The following is a 19,840-nucleotide window of genomic DNA, read 5'->3' on the forward strand; positions in this document are numbered from 1 at the left end:
CCAATATAGGCGACCTCATGGGTTAGCGTTATTTCTTGATCAATTTTCCCTGATCCTCATTATCGTTGGCGTTTTCTTTAAAATAGATCTCGTTTAGAATGTTCACACGGACGGTAATCTTCTGCTCCAGCATCGGAAACCATTTGGTCTTCCATTCCTTTAACCTTTTCTCCGAAAGTTGGGGACGGAATATCATTCCTATGCCCAGTACATCCGATTTGTAGGATTGGATCTTTCTCACGGTTTTATTGAACTGTTCGCTCAGCTGCTCCTGCATTTCTTTTTCAATTACGCCATTGCCTTTCCCTTCAGGACTTTCCGTAATGTCTACATCGAGAACAACATTGGTCTGAATTGACGGGCCTTTCTCCGACCACCGGGTCTGATGTTTGATATGCGCATCCTGAATAAGAACACTTGTGTTCTGTGCCACTTCAATGGTTCCCCCTGTATATTTCCCTTTGAACAAATTAAACAAAAGCGTCTCTTCCTTACTCAGCGTTCCTACCATACGGTCCTCCCGCATGACGGCTGTGCCCCTAAAGGTAAACAAGGTTCGCTCGCCGTTTTTGAGCATTGGAATGGCCATATCTTCCGTATAAGAGTTTTGGTTTTGATAGGCTTCCCATATTCGGACGATCGATTGATTGGGTGTCCATCCGGCATCCTGGCTAAAAAAGTCGTAGGAAGAAATTTCAGGTGTTGGTGAGATCTGATGATACATCGTCTTCTCATAATCACCATCAATTACCCCTACCAACCCCTTAATCGATATATCGTTTGCTCTCACCGCAAAATTGATGATGTTCTCAATCCCCTGCTCTGCGACCTGTCTGTCGATTAACAGCAACCTCAAATGTACCAATTCAATGCTTTTTTCAGAATCGGTTCTCATCAGATCGATGGCTTTACTAATTGATTTTGCCTCTTTTTCAAGAATTTGGGTTTTACCTGATGCATCCGGTATTTGGAGAATGACCTTGTATTTTTCGGTAGCGCCTTTACCCACCCCCATGACAACAGGCAGATATTGTTTGTTAATATCCTTTGTATCCCAACATCCCGGAAGCAACAAGAGCATAGCTAGGGTTACAATTAATGTGCTTGCAATACGCATGTTCATGCACCCACCTTCTTTCGCCGCCATTGCGCCGCCAGGAATACAATGATCGGAAAACCGATCACACTGTAAACGCAAAAGTAAGAATTCAGATACAGATATGTATTCAATGCGTTCATATCCGGTATCCACAGACTAACCAGGTACAAGGAGACGCATGCCAGAGAGATAATCCATAATCTGTTGATCTTCGGTATGAATAACTGTTGCACTAGGGAGACCAGAATCCAGAGTAAAACCGAAACCTTCAATACGCCCAGTGCACTTGAGGCCACCACGTAAAAGCTGGGGAGCCAGTCAAATACAACCCACTCCAAATCAATGGTATCTGATGCCATAAGCATCGGATACTGCAAGTGCACTACCGTTTCCTGCCCGAATACAAGCAGTGGAACATATACAGATCCCAAGGCAAACACAAATATAATGCCGACAGCAGCAGCAGCTTTTCCAAAGCTAATGCGTTTCTTGGAGGGAATCATGCCCAGGAATAAAAACCCGGCTGAAATAACCGTGCATACATAGAAATCCGAATTGGAGAAAAATGAAAATTCGCTATCCCAAATCGGAAATATGTAGCTAATTCTGAAATTCTGGACGCTAATCATCATGGAGAAAAAAATGAATGGCATCAAAAGGATACACAAACCGATGCTCGCTCGGATGATTATATTAAGCCCTTTCCAAACAGCATAGAAACAAAGCAAGATGAACAGAGCCCCTGTCGCTGCTGGCGGTGTTCTTTGTAGAAGTACAGCTTTAATCTCACCTGACTGGAAATACATAAGCAAAAACAACTCGATATATAGAAAGATGAGCAAAGGCAGAACGATTAGCCTCGTTCCCCATTTGCCCAATGACTCATTACAGATGTCGACTACTGTTTTTCCTGGGAACTGGGACAACGCTTTTAAGTAGAGCCACAGAACCAGCAGCTCAGCCAGAAAAAGGATTGTTATGGGAATCCAGTGCCCTTTTGAAGTCGCAGAGATGATGCGTTCAGGGAAGATAGCAAAGATCGAAGCGAGATGAAGCAGAACAAACAGAGTCAAAATCTGAGCTTTATTCATCTGAAGCTTTTCCTTTCACACTTAAACTTAAGTAAGGAACGGAGCAAGTGCTCAACGAGGCAAAATACAAGATAATCCAAATCATTGCCGCCTCAAGACCCCATATCCCAAAAAAGGAACTGATGAGCATGACAATGTATTTATACATTCGTATCCCCGTCGTATTCATGTAACCTGCCAGCACAAAATTAGCAATCGCTGAGGCAACAAGGATAATAATCAATAGATTACTGACGAGTTTAGCCTGAACTATCGCTTGTCCTAACAGAATACCGCCAATCATCGTTATCGTAGGACCAATGTTCTTGGGAAGTCGAATCGTAGCCTCAATAATCATCTCCAGCAGCAGCATAACCAGGAGCATTTCGATCAACGAAGGATACGGAACCCCTTCTCTGCTCTTGGCTACCGTTATGGCGAGTTGTATTCGCAACAATTCCGGATTCACCGAATTGAGCACGATATATAGACCCGGAAGCGTGACAGCCAAAAGTGCGCCAATTGCCCGTACGGTTCGTAAAAACACTTGAAACAGATATGGATAGTTAACGTCCAGCGTTGTTGACCACAAATCCGTTATGATCACCGGGAAAGCAAAAGCAAACGAAAACTGGTCAATCAATATGACCACTTTTCCGTTCATCAAATTCTGTACCATCTCTCCTGGCAACTCCGAAGAGATATACGTTGGTGTTAATGAGAATTTCGGATGCCCCAATATACTCATCAGGTCCCTTACCGTAGTCAATTCCTTGTCCTTATTTTGATCCAGCTTATCCCGGATAGACGCAATGACCTTGGCTTGAGCAACACCCTCCAGGTATACCATGGCAATTTTCTTGGTAGACCGCGTTCCTGTTTCTCGTTGTTCAATAACCAAATCATCGGAGATCATCTTTTTCCGCAGCAATCCGATGTTTTTATTAATATCTTCTGTAAAAGCATCGTACGCAGATTGAAAGGGATTCTCACTCTCCGGTGCACTGACAGATCGCGAAATGTCAGTATGCTCCGGTTCTATGACAGCTGCCATTCCTTCTGTGCTGAACAGAACAAGCTTTCCATGCAAAATATGATCGGATATCTCATCCATTGACATGGAGGCCTCTTCTTCAAACGGACTGAACATATTTTGAAATGATCCGTTCTCTTCGCTACTCGCCGCCTGGTTAATTGCTGACAATGTGGTTGGAAAATCGACAAGGCTCTCCATGTAATATGCTCTGAATTCCTGATCGGCGATAACCACGTTCTTGCTTAAGAAATCCGAGCTCTTTTTGAAATGTTCAGAGAGCTGCTTTTCTATATCCTGAAGATCTTTTTCATGGAATCGCTGCAAATTTTACCACCTCTTTTGAAGTAGTATGTCGTTCAGAAAAAAGTTTATTCAGAATGGCATCTTGATTTATGCAGTAGTCAGAAAGGCTTTTGTACTGGAAACCAAAATTTAATATAATGTTATCATGCACCAACGGGTGGGAGGATAAGACATGAACAAAGAAGAACAGGTCTTAGTGGGTTTCAGGGACTTATATAACAAGATCGTTCGGCTTAATAAGGATAAGATGGAAGACAGTCTTAAGGGTTATAAGCCCTCTGAAGTGCATTGCATCGAATACATTGAAAAAAATGTAGATTCCAATGTGACTAAACTTGCGGAGTCCTTTTATATGACTCGCGGTGCCATAAGTAAATTAACGAAAAAGCTCATACAAAAAGGCCTTATCGAAAGCTACCAGAAGTCGGATAACAAGAAAGAAATCTACTTTAGGCTGACGGAGCAAGGGAAAGCCATTTATCAAATTCATGAGGATCTGCATAACGAGTTTCAAGAGCGAGATAAAACCGTATTTGAACAGGTAACCGAGGAACAATTCGACAGCATGCTTCACTTCGTGGACAAGTATAATCGGCATTTGGATGCAGAGATCAAGAAGAAACTGGGTGCAGATATCAAGTCGGAATAATCCGAATGATGAAAGTAAATTAAAAGCAGCCGTGCTCGATAAAGAGCAGGCTGTTTTTTTATCGTTATTATTTTGTTGACAAGGAAACAAAGTGATTGTACGCTATTAATGTTTCCAAGGAAATAAAACCGCCACTCTGGAGAGGAGAATTTAATGTTTAAATTTCGATCACGATCACACCATAAACAGAACATCGAACAGAAAACCGAACCAACCATAGATAAACATGCTTTATTATTCGGTCTTATTTCTGTGTTTCTTTGCGGAATAGGCTTCAGTATCATAGCGCCTGTCGTCCCGTTCTTAGTACAGCCTTATATAAGCAGTCCGGGAGAACAAGCTATTGTTGTTACGCTGTTGACCTCTGTGTATGCCTTCTGCGTGTTTTTTGCATCCCCCGTACTTGGCGCTCTGAGCGACAAATATGGCCGTCGTCCATTGCTCCTGATATGCCTTTTGGGTTCTGCAATTGGGTACTTGATTTTTGGCATAGGAGGTGCTCTATGGGTACTATTTGCGGGGCGCATCATCGAGGGAATAACAGGCGGGAGTATAGGCACGATCTACGCATATTTTGCAGACATCATTCCTCCAGAACAGAGAACCAAATACTTTGGGTGGGTGAGCGCAGTTGTAGGTGTAGGTACCGTCATTGGTCCGACTGTAGGCGGATTACTGGCGAAGATTGATTATGCTGCACCCATGTATTTTGGAACATTCATCACTTTAGTGAATGTTATATATGGATTCTTTTTTATGCCTGAGAGCCTTGACAAGAAAAATAGACTGAAAGTAATTACTTTTGCAAGACTTAATCCATTCATACAGCTTGCAAACCTGCTTTCCATGAAAAATTTAAACAGGTTACTTATCTCAGCATTCTTACTTTGGATACCCAACGGATCATTACAGGCCGTTTTTTCACAATTAACAATAGATACTTTCAGTTGGAAGCCAGCACTAATTGGACTTATGTTCTCGATAATGGGTGTTCAGGACATCATCTCACAAGGCCTCATCATGCCAAAACTTTTGAAAAAACTTGGTGATAAACAGATAGCCATTCTTGGAATGATCGCGGAGATTATAGGCTACGGTTTTATTGCGCTGTCTACTTTGTTCTCCTTCTATCCTCTTTTTATCGCTGGCATGTTTATATTTGGTTTTGGCGATTCGATCTTCGGGCCTTCATTCAACGGGATGCTCTCGAAGTCTGTTGATTCCAGTGAACAAGGAAGGGTTCAGGGAGGTAGCCAATCCATACAAGCTTTAGCAAGAATGATCGGTCCTATCATTGGAGGTCAAATCTATGTATCCCTTGGTCATGCCGCACCCGCTGTCATGGGTGTAATCCTTATCGCTGCAGCAATACCCGTGTTGTATAAAAGAACGCTGGTGAATATTTAAAATGCCTATTTTTATTAGACAAGTAACTTATTGATCTGGTGGTCAAGACACCATCTGGATAGATCAAAGGGTTTCAGAACTTAGGTACACTTTCTGAAACCCTGTTATCTACATTCCGGGACGTCAACTCATTGGTTAGTCTGCTTTTCCAATCTCCAGTACATAGATGGATGAAGGACGTAATAAGTAACCACGCTGCCAATCCTCGGTCAAAACACTACGCTCTGTGCAAATGATATGATCTGGTTGAAACACGGAGTTGATATGATTGTGCGATTCGCTGGTAATCTCATATAAGGTCGCCTCTTCGCATCCATCGTAAGCTTGCAAATCCAGCTCAACCCGTACCTCCTCCAAGCTTCGGTTCACAACAAACAGGGTGACCATGCTGCGATCATCATTCGTCCCGGCTACAATGTCCAGATCGGGAAGAGCGTCCAGCTCTATAGGTGTTTTTTTGTTTGAAGCTACAGAGAATGTTCCACATTCGGTCTTCACGGGTAGAAGATGATGAATATCCCGATTCGCGTAAAGCTTTAACACTTCATAGGTCGGAGTTCCATAAATCGTGAGCTGGCGTCCACTCCATCCAGCCTGCTTGCCCCGATATTGATCAGCATAGAAATCCCCGACGCGAATGCATCCCCCTAGCCAACCATTAACCAGATCGGAGAAACTTCCGATGTGCACGCTATCACTGCAACGAATCATTTCATTCAGATTAGCCGCATTCGCCACGGCAGCGCCAAGGGTGTGTTCGTCTGGCAGTCCTTTTCGCACAGTGTTAGGATAATACATCGTGTTATACTCGGTGATCGCCAGCTTCACATGTTGATGTTTGACATCGGAATGGATGACCTCCGTTGTCTGGTGGATATAGTGGCGGGTCCACTCGGGATAACTCGCCATTGCTTTGTACCGCTCCTCAGCCGGCGTATCCTGATTCATGCCAAAGGGACCGTAGCCATGATACAGATGTAACGTTAGATAATCGATATGCTCTCCTGCCAGAGCAAGCACGGTTTTATTCCAATCCTGCTCATAATGTCCACAGGCCAGCAACACAATGGAAGCATCCACTTCCTTCATCGCCTTTGCAAACTGAACGGTCCGCTCCGCAAATTGTTCCGCAGAGCATGCACCCACTTGCCATTGCCCCCAAACCTCGTTGCCAATCTCCCAGTACTTGACGTGATAAGGCTCCGGCGATCCATTCTTCGCCCGAAGAGCCCCCATCGGCGTATCCACACTACCATTACAATATTCGATCCATTGGGCGGCTTCTTCAGGTGTACCCGAGCCATCATTCACGCAAATCAGAGGTTCTACCTGCAGCTCGTGGCAAAAGCGGATAAATTCATCCGTTCCGAAATATTTGCTGGTCCATCCTCCCCATGCCTCATTGTACATGACGGGTCTCTCCAGAACAGGGCCGATGCCATGCTCCCAGTGATAAGCACTAATGTAGTTACCTGCGAGTCTCATCATGCCTGCGTTTAGTGCTCTCGTCATCTCTACCACTTCACGTTTCACCAGCGCAATATGATCGACAGGCAATAGAGACACATGATCCAGCCAGAGCATTCCAGTAGAGACGTGGTCAATCCATCTTGGATGCTCGGCCGGAATATACACCCGAATTTCTGCATCGGGGCAAGCGCGCACGATCGTCAGCCGTCCTTCATAATCCCGCCAGTTATGGCTGTCCAATTCGACTTTTAACTGACCAAGCACTTCTTCCGTTCGTCTATCGACTGCTTCGAGCATCAAATATTGTAGTTCGATGGAAGCCCGCGCAACAACATGGACGGTGTAATCCATCGGCCCTTTCAATGCAGACCTCTGTACAATCCCCGCGTACGCTTCATCATCACTTAAGATTCGAATACGCTGAGCGCGACCCGAATGTCTGAGAGCCGGGGGTTCCATCGCATATTGAGTATTTCTTCCGTTGGTGTAAGCCTGCCAGCTCCCCGATACAGAAATTCTTGATTCAGCTTCGCTTTCAAAGTCCATATCCCTCAATGGAAATGCAAGCATCGCCTCCATATGGTCCCGAATGTCTTCCACAAAATGTCCAAACAAATAAGGGTTGACCGTGTGTTCGCTTAAGCTATTACAATTGATACTGATCCTTGCGTTTGATTTCAACATAGCTCCTCCATCATTGTGATTGATATGGATTTAACCTTTAATCGATCCAATCATGACCCCTTTAACAAAATGCCGCTGCACAAAAGGATACATCAACAGCACAGGCAAACTGGAAACGATAATCACCGCATACTTGATGCTCTCCGCGAGCAGGATTTTGTCCTCCAGTCCAATGTTACCGTCTACGGCATCGGATTGGCTGATCAGCAGAATTTCGCGTAGTACCAGTTGAAGCGGATGCAGATTTTCGTTGCGAATATAGATGAGCGCGTTAAAAAATGAATTCCAGTGTCCTACAGCGTAGAACAGCACCATCACAGCAAGAATCGGCTTCGACAGGGGCAGAATAATGCTCAGAAGCAGCCGCCAATTGGAGCACCCGTCCATGTGGGCAGCTTCCTGCAGTTCCCAGGGGATACTCGACTGGAAATACGTTCTCATCACGATCAGATTGTATGTGGCGATCGCGCCGGGTACAATCAGAGCCCACATCGTATCCACCATGCCCAAATTTTTGATCAATAGATACGTTGGAATTAATCCACCACTGAAAAACATTGTTAGCGTGATAAAAACCATGATTATATTACGCCCGGGAAGATCAGGTCTCGAAAGGGGATATGCGGCCAACACGGTCATGATAATGTTAATCACGGTGCCCACAACCGTATAAATTATCGTATTGCGATACCCCATCCAAATCTTCTCGTTATGCAAAATGTTCGTGTAGGCGTCCAAAGTCAGTCCTTTGGGCAGCAACCACACTTCTCCATTCAATACTTTCGTGGGATCACTGAACGAAGCGCTGACGATAAAAATCAACGGATACAGCACAGCGATGATAATAATTGAAGCTATGATGTATATGATTACATCGAAAATTCGTTCATTGGAACTGGCTTGTAGTGTCGCCTGCTTGGACATGGGCCTTGCCCTCCTTTACCATAAACTCGTCTCAGACGTCTTGCGCGCAATCCGATTGACCAGTAAAAGCAACACCAGATTAATGATTGAATTAAAGAGTCCGATAGCAGCTGTATAGCTGTATTCTCCCTTTAAGATCCCTGTCGTATAGACAAACGTTGAAATGACATCACTCGATTCCAGATTAAGATTGTTTTGCATCAGCAAAATTTTCTCAAATCCCACGTTCATGAAGTGACCAATATCCAAAATGAGCAAAATGATAACAACTGGAGCAATACCGGGCAGCGATATATGCCAAATACGCCGCAGTCTTGACGCTCCATCCATCTTGGCAGCTTCATACAGATGCGGGTTCACACCGCTCAAAGCTGCAATATAGATAATGGATTGCCAGCCCATGTTCTGCCATATATTCGAGCTGATAAAAATGGTCTTGAACCAACCCGCTTCCTCTAGAAAACGGATCGGTGTACCTCCGAATGCCTCAATCAGCAGATTGACCGGACCCGTATGGGGCGAGAGAAACACATTCAATATGCCAACGATAACAACCACTGAAATAAAGTGGGGAATATACGTAATATTTTGCAGCCACTTGCTGAAGGTTTTATTGCGAATTTCATTAATAATCAGTGCCAGCAGGATCGGAATCGGAAAGGCAATCAATAAGGAGAACAGGTTAATGGACAGTGTATTCCATAGTAATCTCCAGAAATAATATGAATTGAAAAATCGTTCGAAGTGACCGAAGCCTTCCCAGCTGCTGCCGAGAATCCCTCTGGCCGGATTGAAATTTTTGAACGCAATTTGCAGTCCATACAACGGAGCATAGTGAAATACCACATACCAAGTGACTGGAAGAAGCAGCATAAGGTATAGATCCAATCTTTTGCCCATTTGCCTTAAGAGGCCTGAACTCTTTTTTGAATGACTTCGTGGCATCGTAATCGTTGTATCCGTTTTGGCGCTTTTCATGGGCATCTGCTCCTCATCCATGATGTTTCAGCATTACTTCTGCATCTTGTCATAAGCATCCTGATATATCTTCTCCAGCTCCTCGATTCTCATCTTTTTGAGCGTAGACTGGAATTGCTCCCATTTGTCAAAGCCAAGCGCACCTACGATAAATTTCGTACTTTGTTCTTCGTAATATTTGTCGATATCATTTCGCAAAATATTGACTTCCTGGGCGGTTTGCTCATCAAACATTGGAGCAGCATAGCGGACTTTTGGCATGAACGGATCAAGCTTTTGCTGAGCCTCCTGCACCTGCGGTGGATTAATAAAAGAGGCAACCTGTTCGCTGATGAGATGTGGCGCGCCTCCTCCGGCATAAGGCGTAATTTTGGCCTGATTACTGATTTCCTTTAAGAAGTCCTCTGTATAGTAGGGAATACCATCCTTTATCTCGTAATGCTCGCCTTCTCTTCCAAATCTCAACAGCGTAGAACCCTCATCACTGTAGAAATAATCAATCCAACGCATCGTGACTTCAGGATATGGATTGACGGATGTGATCGCAAAGGCTCCAAAATCTCTGGCAATGGGCAAAGCCTGGCTCTGCAATCGATCACCTTGCGGACCTTCCAGTGGGGCGATACCCGTATATTGGTCTATGATCGACAAAAAGTTATTGTTTGTCTGGTCAAAGAAAAAGCCTGTATTTCCCGATCCCTGCTTGGCCAGATACTGTGCTTCCGTGTGTGTGAATATTTCCTGATCCAGAAGCTTCTCCTTATACAGCTTGTTTAAATACATCAGCATTTCTTTATTCTGGTCACTGCCCATCCAGATGCTTACTTTGTCATTTTCAATATTAATGTTATATCCGAGCTGTGAATCCAAACCGAAGGATCCGCTCATCGCGCTCACAACAGCCAATCCCACACGGGCTGTCATCGGTAGTTCATCCTGTTTACCGTTTCCATTCGGATCGCCATCACGGAAGGCAAGCAGCACGTTGAACAGTTCTTCGGTCGTCTCCGGCACTTCCAGATTCAGCTTGTCAAGCCACATCTGATTGATCCATTTCTTATCCGTCCGGGCCGCACTCAGCGTAACAATCCCCGGAATCGTATAAATGTGACCTTCCGGTGTAGTGATGCCTGCGCGAATCTCGGGGTATTCCTCCATTAATTTCTTCAAATTCGGAGCGTACTCATCGATAAGTCCTTCCAACGGAATTAACTGGCCTGCAGAACCGTAACGAATGGCTTCTAGCGGGGAAAGACCTGAACGGAACAAGGCATCAGGCAGCTCATTCGATGCAAACAGCAGATTTTTTTTCTCTTGAAAACCATCTGTCGGCGCTTCAATGAACTCCACTTTCACGTTGCTCAATTTCTCGTAATCCTGGAAAACCGGCATCTCCTTAAAAGGGCCATTTACGGGTGCAATTCGGGTAAACATCTTGAGGTTTACCGGTTGGTCCACAATTGGAAACCCGGTCGTATGAACGTCGTTTTTCGATACCTCTGATGCAGATTCGTTAGCGGTTCCACCGGAACTGCATCCAGCCAGCATCAAACTGGAAACGATCATTGTCATAATCACATTTCTTCCCCAGCGTTTACGCATAAGTTGTGCCCCCCAATTCTTATCACCAAATGTAAATTGTAAGCGTTTGCTATTGGTGTGTGCTCATTATAATTCACTAGGCATGGAAGGCAATTACAATAATATGACCCTTTACTCCACATATTTTACAAGTTTTGAGTTTTGCTCTGATCAGCATCGTTCCCCGTAAGTATGTCAGGATCCTTTATATCGTTCTTTCTTTTTCCCGGATTGCTCAAATACGCTTGCGGTGTCAAACCCGTTATTTCTTTGAACACTTTGAAAAAATAGTTGTGCGTCGTAAAACCCACTTGCATGCTTATTTCCTTAATTGAATATTGACCGCTGTCCAGCAGCTTGCACCCTTCATCAATCCGAACACGATTCAGATATTCCGAAAATGTCCGCTGCGTCTCCTCCTTGAATATTCTGCTTAAGTAGGAGGCATTCAGCCCAATGACATTTGCAGCAAGCTCTAATGTGACATAACCTGGATACTTCTCCAGGATGATATGAATGGCCTGCGTGACATGCCGAGAATAGGACCCCACCACACGATGCTGATTCAGCAAATGAAACAGGCTGGAGAAGAAGGATTGCAGGCCTTGCTCCAGCTCTCTTATGTTTTTCATTCGACCAAGCTCGCTTCTTGAAGGCAGCTTAGCTACCGCTGGATCTGTGGAAGGCAAGCAGCTCTTCCATGCTTTATCACCCATTTGCATGAGCTCGCTGACCATCATCTGAACCGTATGTGAGTGGATAGGCAGGTGGTCTATCGAAGCAAAAATAGAGGAAATCAATTGGTGCACGCCTTCCTTATCAAACCTTTCTATGGATAACAGAAGCTGTTTGTGCTCCTCAATGGTCAGGGAAAGACGCTGGCGTTGATGGAATTCATCTGAACGCTTGTCCGATGGATGTTTGTCCGAACATGGGCTTTCTTCGTGGATGATAGGACTACTGAACGTTTTCGACGAAGATCCATCGAGTGTACTTTCGGCTGAGCAGTAGCTGGATGCCAACTGGGACAGACTGGTGCATACATGTCCCACAGCGGTAACACATTGCAGATTCAGGAACAGTTCCAATGCATGCTGAATCTTCCGCAGTTGTCCATCTACCTCACGCTGTATGACGTGCTCGCTTCGTTCCTTGAAAGAAAACACGATAACAAATCGCCCTTCCTCTACGTACACCGCTGTCCGTTCATGGATATCACCCAGGCTCTGCTGCATCATATCGACGACCTGATGAATCAGACCATTGGTCTGCACGTCACTATATGACTCTGTCAGCAGCAGGAACGGAACAAGCTGTAAAGCTGCTGCTGCATATCTGGACGCATGCGGATACAGATTGTATTTCCGGGGAAAATCCTCAAACCCATACGTTGCTTTCGTCTGTCTTTTGAGCAAATACAGCAAATAATCGCGCATAACTTCGGAATTCCCTTTCTCTGCTTCTGCCTTCTCAGCGACGTGTTTCTCACGCAACCGATCTGCCTGCTGCAATTCCGATACGGCTTTATTCAAAATGTGGAGCAGCGTTGAATCGTCCAACCGATGCTTGAGCAAATAATCGATGGAGCCATTGTTCAGGCAATCCCGCACGTAGTCATAATCATCATAACTGCTAAGCATAATGGTCTTTATCCACGGAAAACGTTCCTTGATGGTCCGATTGAGCTCTACACCATTCATTTCAGGCATATCTACATCAATAATCACAATATGCGGTGGCGACTGCTCAATCATCGTTAAAGCAATTAACCCATTATGCGCCTGACCGCATAATTCGAATCCATAGTTTGCCCAGTCCAATAACGTCCATAGATTATGGCGTACCAACGGTTCATCATCGACGAGTAGTACCTGAAACATGGCTTATGTCACCTCTCGTTTGGTATTTTCCATACGTTTCTCGAGTTTGGGCAGCCGAATCTCGGCTTTGGTGTAAAACCCCGGTTCACTGCACAAATGGACGCCATAGGAGTCGCCATACATGCGAACAATTCGTTCGTGTACATTACGTACACCCATTCCACTAAAACGTGATGTTTCGCCTTTTGTGCCCGTACCTTCCAGTGAATTCTTCTGTTGCTCCTCCGTGATCCCCTTGCCGTTGTCCACCACATCAATATGGAGATGGTTTGCATCCTCATACACCCGTATCAACACGAATCCATCCTGTTCGAGTGGTCCAATACCATGAATGATTGCGTTTTCAACCAAGGGCTGCAGCATCAACTTCAATACCCGGCAATCCAGTAATGCGTCATCCTCAATCTCGGTAATCAGTCGAATCGGCTTCATATATCTGTACTTCATGATGGAGACATAGTGCTCCACATATGCCAATTCCTCCCGTAGTGTAAGAAATTCGCTTGAATTTCCGAGGACACTCCGCATGAGCTCAATCAACGATCCCGACACCTCTTCAATGTTCGGCACTCCGTTCAATCTGGCCAAATACTTGATTGTATTGAGCGAGTTGTACAAAAAATGAGGATGGATTTGTGCTTGAAGCGCGGTCAATTCAGCTTCCCGCTTTTCTTTCTCGCTGAGGCGGATTCCTTCGAGCAGTCTTTTCAATTCTTCCATCATACTGATAAAGACAAGATACAGTTGCCCTGTCTCGTCTTCGCTTTTGATCTCTTTTTTGGGTAGCGTAAAATTGCCATCCTTCACAAACATCATCAGCGATTTTAGTTTTCGAATATTCAGGGTAATTCGGGAAGAGACTTGCAGTGAAACGATCAGCACAACGACAAATACGATCATGGACACCTCTGCCAGCAGTTTGCGCAGCCTTACAGATTCGGTCAGAAGAGAATCTATTGGAGTTAAAGCTATAGTGCTCCACCCAGTATAGTCGGATTGACGACAAAGAACGATGTATTCTTTTCCATCCATATATTTCCTGACCGCGTCACCATTCCTTCCGAATTGCTGATTAATGTCCTTAATTTCCTCGTATGAAGGAGCAAGAGATGCGGTAGCTCGGGTTTCATAGACGAAGCGATTTTCCTTGTCCAGTACATAGATCATGCTATCTGTAGTCGGCCTCACGTCATATGTTTTCTGGATAAATTCATAATTCACGTCAACCATGACAACCCCAATGGGGGCACGGTCATAACGAATCTCCCGACCAATAGTGACAGCATCTGATACCCCTGTCTGTTTGAAATATGCGTGCCTTGATCCATTTTGCAGCATATAGTCCATCACTGGCGTACCCAAAATCGTTCTGTCCAGCCAAGGCCCACCCGAGAAGAACACCTTCCCGTTCAGGCCCACAACGGCGATCCGTGAAATGTAAGCCTTATAATCAATCAGGGACGATAGAAATTCATCCATCCGCTTCTGCTCCTGAAACCACTCATAACTGATCTCCTCATTCGGACTAAGCAAAGTGTCAATGACCGTGTTTTTATTAGTCACCACGACGGTATTTAGACGATCAATCTCTTCCAGCATCATGTTCAATGATTCATCCGCCTGCCTTATGCTGTCCGAAACTGACGTGATGGCATTTTGCATGATCGTCTCACGCATGCTCATATAAACAATGACCGTAATCGAAACGATGGATACAAGCGTAACGGCAATAAAAGAGATAAAAATTTTCCCCTGAATGCTGCGTTTCGGTGAAATCCATCTTTGCATTGTAGAGAGCTTCATTGTCGGAGTCTCCTTTTTCAAGATCCAATCAAAAAAAGTAAGCGTTCTCCAAACTGGACAGCAGTATGTTCAGGATCAGCTTGAGGTTCTCCGCATCATGATTGGAGGAACTTTATAATAGATTTTGAAAGCTCTTGTAAATGAATATAAATTCGGGTAACCCAATGACAAAGCAATCTCCGTAATGGTTGCATCGGTATCTTTTAGAAGCTGTTTGGCCTTATCCATTCGTATTCGCTGCATGAATTTTAACGGAGGCAGACCAACCTGACTGGTGAACATGTTGGAGAAGTACGAACGATGCACCCCCGCAAAGTCGGCGACCTGCTGCACGGAAATGCCCTCTGTTGCATGCAATTCCATGTAATCCATGCATTCATGAATCCAACTCGCCAGTTCTGTAGGCTGTGTATAGTTGGTGTCGGGAACAAGACTAGCCAACAACCCGTATACCAACCCGTGCAACTCCAGTGATACTGCAGGCTTCCACCGTTCCACACATGCCAATGCATGAATCAGACGATCAGACGTTTCTTGGACCCGAGAAGTAATCATCTGTTTGCCGAACGGGCTTTCCGGAGTCAAGCCAGCCAGCTCCAATAATGGTTTGACTTTAGCCCCATCCAATGCCAGCCAGTTCATTCGCAGCGGAGATTCCGAGGGAAGCATGTGATAGTAATAGGTTCTGCCGGGAAACAGACAAAACAGATCATTCTTCTGCAGGTCCACTCGCTTGCCATCAAACTCAAACCTGACCATGCCTTCATGCACAAAATGAAGACTGTAACACTCAATACGCTTGGGACCAACCCGGTAATTGGATTTGGCTACACTTCGTCCTGCCCGGACTGGCCAAATGTGCTCCTCTTTATCCAAATAACCCGGCTTATAGTAGATGAATTCTGCATACTCGTACTCATATTCCTGCATTTTGGCGAGTCCCCTCCTTCTCTTTTTTGTTTGATAATAACAAAATGACAACAAAAATATAACACCGGGCTATTTTTATAACTCGTTTTTTTCAATATCATCATCCTAGGAGGCGATTTCATTTGTCGAGAACACCTAACATTTTGCTAATCACCAGCGACCAGCAGCACTGGAACACGATTGGAGCTTTTCAGTCTGAAATTTCCACACCCAATCTGGATCGACTCGCCCGGCAAGGAACAACGTTCGAGCGGGCATATTGCCCGAACCCTACCTGCACTCCTAGCCGTGCTTCCATCATTACGGGCATGTATCCCAGTCAGCACGGGGCCTGGACGTTGGGCACAAAATTGCTTGAAGACCGTCATACCGTCGGGGAAAGTTTCAGTGAAGCAGGCTACCGCACCGCACTGGTGGGCAAAGCACATTTTCAGCCTTTAAAATCCACAGAAGTCTACCCGTCGGTAGAAGCCTATCCCATCCTGCAGGATTTGGAGTACTGGAGACATTTCCATGGACCATTTTACGGTTTTGACCACGTTGAGCTGACCCGTAATCATACGAATGAAGCGCATATCGGTCAGCATTACGCACTGTGGCTAGAAGAACGGGGATGTACCAACTGGAGGGATTACTTCCTTCCCCCAACAGGAACGATGGATCCTTCCGTAACGTATACGTGGCCCATTCCTGAGAAATATCACTACAACACCTGGATCGCCGAGCGAACCAATTCCCTGTTGCAGCAATATACCGATGCCGATGATCCCTTCTTTATGTGGGCCAGCTTCTTCGACCCGCATCCGGAATATCTCGTACCGGAACCGTGGGATTCGATGTATGACCCGGATGATCTTACGATCCCCTCCATAACACCCGGGGAGCATGATCGTAATCCGCCCCATTTTCAATTGACCCAAGAAGAAAATCCGAATTTTGAAGATTGGGTTGAAACCGGCTTCGGCATTCACGGCTACCGTTCGCATCATTATTATGAATATGGCGACAAGTCCCGCTTAACAGAGTATGACAAGAAAAAATTGGTCGGCGTGTATTACGGGATGATCAGCATGATGGATAAATATATTGGCAAAATTCTCAATAAGCTGGATGAGTTGGGCATTGCAGATGAGACTATCGTCGTTTTCACAACCGATCACGGTCATTTCTTCGGGCAGCATGGTCTTCAGGCCAAGGGCGGATTCCATTACGAGGATCTCATCAAAATCCCTTTTATCGTAAGATATCCAGGTGAGGTGCCTGCTGCGAGAAAATCAAATGCCATACAATCGCTGGTCGATCTGGCTCCCACCTTTTTGTCCCTTTGCAACATTGCAATTCCTCACGCCATGACGGGATTGGATCAAAAGAACGTGTGGCTTGGCATTGAGGAAGCCGTTCGGAATCACGCTCTCTGTGAATTTCGACACGAACCCACGACGATTCATCAAAAAACATATATTGAAGAGCGTTACAAGATCACCGTTTATTACAATCAAACCTATGGTGAACTTTTCGATCTTGAAAAGGACCCCGATGAACGATTCAACCTATGGAATGAACCAGAATACACCCATCTCAAGACAGAGCTGCTGCTCAAATATATCTGGGCTGAGCTTGGCAAAGAGTCCATGCCGATGCCTCGAATTCATCATGCCTGATGGAAAGGATGAGGGTAGCATCAAAAACCTGAAAGAACAATGTATGATACTGGCACAGCTTTTTTGGATTTTCTTCCGCATCGGTCCTTCCACCTTTGGAGGCGGATATGCAATGCTGCCCATTATTGAACGTGAAGTGGTGAACAAGAAAAAATGGATGCAAGAGGACGAGATCGGTGAGCTTATATCGCTTGCCGGCTCGGCTCCTGGAGGTGTTGGCGTAAATGCCGCTGCGATGATCGGACATCGCCAGGCAGGCATCGCGGGAGCTGTTTCAGCCGTCATCGGCGTGACATGTCCCACGTTTTTGATTGTGATTCTGATTAGCGTGTTCGCCATTATATTTCGTAACCAACCCAAAGTTGACGCCGCTTTAAAAGGAATGAACGGTGGCATTATTGCCCTAATCAGTATGGCAGCTTATCGGACGGCCAGGTATTCCATCTTAGATACCACAACAACGATAGCTGCTATTGTGACCGTAGCTGTGCTGTTGTTTGCAGGTATCCATCCCCTCTATCTTATTGTGTCGGGATTGATAAGCGGTATGGCCGTAATTCGGATCAAAAAGCGGTTAGGGCTTCAAGTGAAAATGGAAAAAGAATCTGTAACAGGAAGCTACCCGGAACTGGAATATTACATTTAAGAAAGACGAATCGGAGCGATCGACATGTACTGGGACCTGTTCATGATGTTTATACGTGTAGGCCTCGTTTCGTTTGGTGGCGGTTATGCGGTTATCCCGATCATTCAGCACGAGGTCACGGAAAAAGGTTGGCTGACAAGTTCAGAATTCCAGCAAACCGTAGCGCTGGCCGGCATGGCGCCCGGCTCGATTGCAACCAATGCGGCAACGTTGATTGGCTATAAAACGGCAGGTTATATCGGAGCCGCGGTCTCTACGGCGGGTATGATTTTGCCTTCATTAGTTGTCATTGTGTTACTCTCTTCCCTATTTTATCGGGTGCATGACAATTCATGGGTCAAGTCATCTTTATACGGCTTGCGTCCAGTAACGACGGGACTCATCATTTATGCTGCCATTCATTTTGGTTATCCAGATGAAGATACAGGCATAAGCTGGGTATGGATTGCAACACTGCTCATTAGCGGAGTATGTTTGTTTCTCCTGTTCAAGTACAAGCTTCATCCCCTGCTGGTTCTTATTGTTGCCGGAGCCGCTGGCATTATTTTATTCTAAAGTCAGCATGGCGACCAAGGAAGATTCTCCGCCGACAAAGGTAGGTTGCTACCCTTTTTTTCAAACAGGTCACTCCCTTCAATGGTTTTAAAAGGAGCAGCGCGATCACAGCAATAGCTGTCCTGGCTGCTCCCCTTCATTTTATTTTACGATTGACGCAGGTATAATCTGCTCGTTTCCTCCCAGATCTCTCCGGGCTCCAGACTAAATAATCCAGCTTCTTCGGCCTGCATATCCAGATTAGGTGCATTCACAAGATTGATCTGGGGTTCAGGACAGAAAAAGCCTTCTTCCGCATTGTTGTTCCAGATCATCCATTGTTTATAGGAGGTTCCCACATCGTAGATCAGTGTCATTCCATGCTTCGTATCCTGAAGCTCCATCCGGTTTCTTCCGTTCTGCGGTACAGCAGTGTAATGGTTATCCATTTCTGCAAAGAACGGATATACCCCGGAGTCACGCATCAGCTCTTCCTCCTGAACCAGGGGCTGAAAACGTGTCGTTGGCAGCATACGTTGATCCAATTCCCATCTGTCTCCGATGGTCAGCTTGAGCTTGTAATCAGAAGCCGATCCTCCCGTATTAAACGGTGCGTTGATTGAGGTATGAAAAGCGATCAGGCATGGCATGCAGGAATCTCCGTGATTGCGAATCCTCACATGCTGCATAAGTCCATCACTGCTCAGCGAGTAGCGCAATGTAATCCTGAATTGAAAAGGAAAGGTCACATACACCGGATGAGTTTCATCAATGGTAATGGACACCGAGACATAGCTTTCCTTCTCGGTATGTCCATACTCATCCACAACCCAGGGCGTATTATAAAAAAATCCGTGCAAGTGATTTCCTGTTGCTTCCTCATTCACCGGGAGCTGAAGTGTCTGCCCGTTCCAGGCAAACCGCCCATCCTCATAGCGATTTGGCGGAAAAAGGACGGGGATCCCATGAATCATCGGTTTTGCTTTGAATGATTCCATTTCTTCGGATGACGGCTCATGAAGGAAGCGTAGCCCTCGCTCAAGATCACGAAACGCGACCAGATTACCTCCAATCTCCGGCAGCATCACAGCCTCACTGGAACCGAAACGAAGGTAAATGGCCTTTTCCCCTTGAAAATCGCCTTCCCAGGAATTACTTGTCTCCCTTGTGTTCAACATGCGTTCC

General features: G+C 45.4%; 16 protein-coding genes. 5 read left to right on the plus strand and 11 right to left on the minus strand.

The window, feature by feature from the left end; all coding sequences use genetic code 11:
• Positions 1-28: 28 nt before the first annotated feature.
• The 3 genes from Q0V21_RS09940 to Q0V21_RS09950 are packed head-to-tail and all read right to left on the minus strand — an operon-like array spanning position 29 to position 3,529.
• Positions 29-1,123, minus strand: coding sequence for a Ger(x)C family spore germination protein (locus Q0V21_RS09940; RefSeq protein ID WP_301878702.1), 1,095 nt, complete (start codon positions 1,121-1,123; stop codon positions 29-31).
• The gene (locus Q0V21_RS09945; protein WP_301878703.1) at positions 1,120-2,190 is read right to left on the minus strand and encodes a GerAB/ArcD/ProY family transporter; all 1,071 of its coding nucleotides are present in this window, start codon (positions 2,188-2,190) and stop codon (positions 1,120-1,122) included. The genes Q0V21_RS09940 and Q0V21_RS09945 overlap by 4 nt, the downstream gene beginning before the upstream one ends.
• Positions 2,183-3,529 carry a spore germination protein gene (locus Q0V21_RS09950; protein WP_301878705.1) on the minus strand — a complete coding sequence of 449 codons (1,347 nt, stop codon included), beginning with the start codon at positions 3,527-3,529 and terminating at the stop codon, positions 2,183-2,185. Before Q0V21_RS09950 ends, Q0V21_RS09945 begins: the two co-directional genes overlap by 8 nt.
• Positions 3,530-3,680: 151 nt before the next feature.
• Here Q0V21_RS09950 and Q0V21_RS09955 point away from each other — a divergent pair, with 151 nt between their 5' ends.
• Together Q0V21_RS09955 and Q0V21_RS09960 are read left to right on the plus strand one after the other, a co-directional pair.
• Positions 3,681-4,157: a MarR family winged helix-turn-helix transcriptional regulator gene (locus Q0V21_RS09955; RefSeq protein WP_301878707.1), complete on the plus strand. Its 477-nt coding sequence runs from the start codon at positions 3,681-3,683 to the stop codon at positions 4,155-4,157.
• 153 nt (positions 4,158-4,310) lie between these two features.
• Positions 4,311-5,564 carry an MFS transporter gene (locus tag Q0V21_RS09960; protein ID WP_301878708.1) on the plus strand — a complete coding sequence of 418 codons (1,254 nt, stop codon included), beginning with the start codon at positions 4,311-4,313 and terminating at the stop codon, positions 5,562-5,564.
• Between the two features lie 135 nt (positions 5,565-5,699).
• Here Q0V21_RS09960 and Q0V21_RS09965 read toward each other — a convergent pair whose 3' ends face one another.
• From Q0V21_RS09965 to Q0V21_RS09995, 7 genes are all read right to left on the minus strand, one after another.
• Positions 5,700-7,715: an alpha-L-arabinofuranosidase C-terminal domain-containing protein gene (locus tag Q0V21_RS09965; RefSeq protein WP_079344785.1), complete on the minus strand. Its 2,016-nt coding sequence runs from the start codon at positions 7,713-7,715 to the stop codon at positions 5,700-5,702.
• 33 nt (positions 7,716-7,748) lie between these two features.
• Positions 7,749-8,642, minus strand: a complete 894-nt coding sequence (locus tag Q0V21_RS09970; RefSeq protein WP_024631781.1) for a carbohydrate ABC transporter permease — start codon at positions 8,640-8,642, stop codon at positions 7,749-7,751.
• A 15-nt stretch (positions 8,643-8,657) separates the two neighbouring features.
• Positions 8,658-9,620 carry an ABC transporter permease gene (locus Q0V21_RS09975; protein ID WP_024631782.1) on the minus strand — a complete coding sequence of 321 codons (963 nt, stop codon included), beginning with the start codon at positions 9,618-9,620 and terminating at the stop codon, positions 8,658-8,660.
• A gap of 33 nt (positions 9,621-9,653) precedes the next feature.
• Positions 9,654-11,222 (minus strand): extracellular solute-binding protein, encoded by a 1,569-nt coding sequence (locus tag Q0V21_RS09980; RefSeq protein WP_079344463.1) that lies wholly within the window; start codon positions 11,220-11,222, stop codon positions 9,654-9,656.
• 125 nt (positions 11,223-11,347) lie between these two features.
• A complete protein-coding gene (locus Q0V21_RS09985; RefSeq protein WP_079344462.1) occupies positions 11,348-13,081 on the minus strand; it encodes a response regulator in 1,734 nt (577 codons plus the stop codon).
• A 3-nt stretch (positions 13,082-13,084) separates the two neighbouring features.
• Complete coding sequence (locus Q0V21_RS09990) at positions 13,085-14,884, minus strand: sensor histidine kinase (RefSeq protein WP_079344461.1); 1,800 nt, start codon at positions 14,882-14,884, stop codon at positions 13,085-13,087.
• 75 nt (positions 14,885-14,959) lie between these two features.
• A complete protein-coding gene (locus Q0V21_RS09995) occupies positions 14,960-15,814 on the minus strand; it encodes an AraC family transcriptional regulator (RefSeq protein WP_079344460.1) in 855 nt (284 codons plus the stop codon).
• Positions 15,815-15,936: 122 nt separating this feature from the next.
• Between Q0V21_RS09995 and Q0V21_RS10000 the strand changes: the two genes are divergently transcribed.
• Genes Q0V21_RS10000 through Q0V21_RS10010 form a run of 3 tightly spaced genes read left to right on the plus strand, consistent with a single transcriptional unit; the run spans position 15,937 to position 18,676 of the window.
• Complete coding sequence (locus tag Q0V21_RS10000) at positions 15,937-17,475, plus strand: sulfatase family protein (protein ID WP_301878709.1); 1,539 nt, start codon at positions 15,937-15,939, stop codon at positions 17,473-17,475.
• 43 nt (positions 17,476-17,518) lie between these two features.
• Complete coding sequence (locus tag Q0V21_RS10005; RefSeq protein WP_301878710.1) at positions 17,519-18,121, plus strand: chromate transporter; 603 nt, start codon at positions 17,519-17,521, stop codon at positions 18,119-18,121.
• Positions 18,122-18,145: 24 nt separating this feature from the next.
• Positions 18,146-18,676: a chromate transporter gene (locus Q0V21_RS10010; RefSeq protein ID WP_301878711.1), complete on the plus strand. Its 531-nt coding sequence runs from the start codon at positions 18,146-18,148 to the stop codon at positions 18,674-18,676.
• Positions 18,677-18,822: 146 nt separating this feature from the next.
• On the opposite strand, the gene Q0V21_RS10015 is transcribed toward Q0V21_RS10010, so the two are convergent.
• Complete coding sequence (locus tag Q0V21_RS10015; RefSeq protein ID WP_301878712.1) at positions 18,823-19,833, minus strand: aldose 1-epimerase; 1,011 nt, start codon at positions 19,831-19,833, stop codon at positions 18,823-18,825.
• Positions 19,834-19,840: the final 7 nt, after the last annotated feature.

The sequence above is a fragment of the Paenibacillus sp. 11B genome, assembly GCF_030487755.1.
GTDB lineage: Bacteria > Bacillota > Bacilli > Paenibacillales > Paenibacillaceae > Paenibacillus > Paenibacillus vandeheii.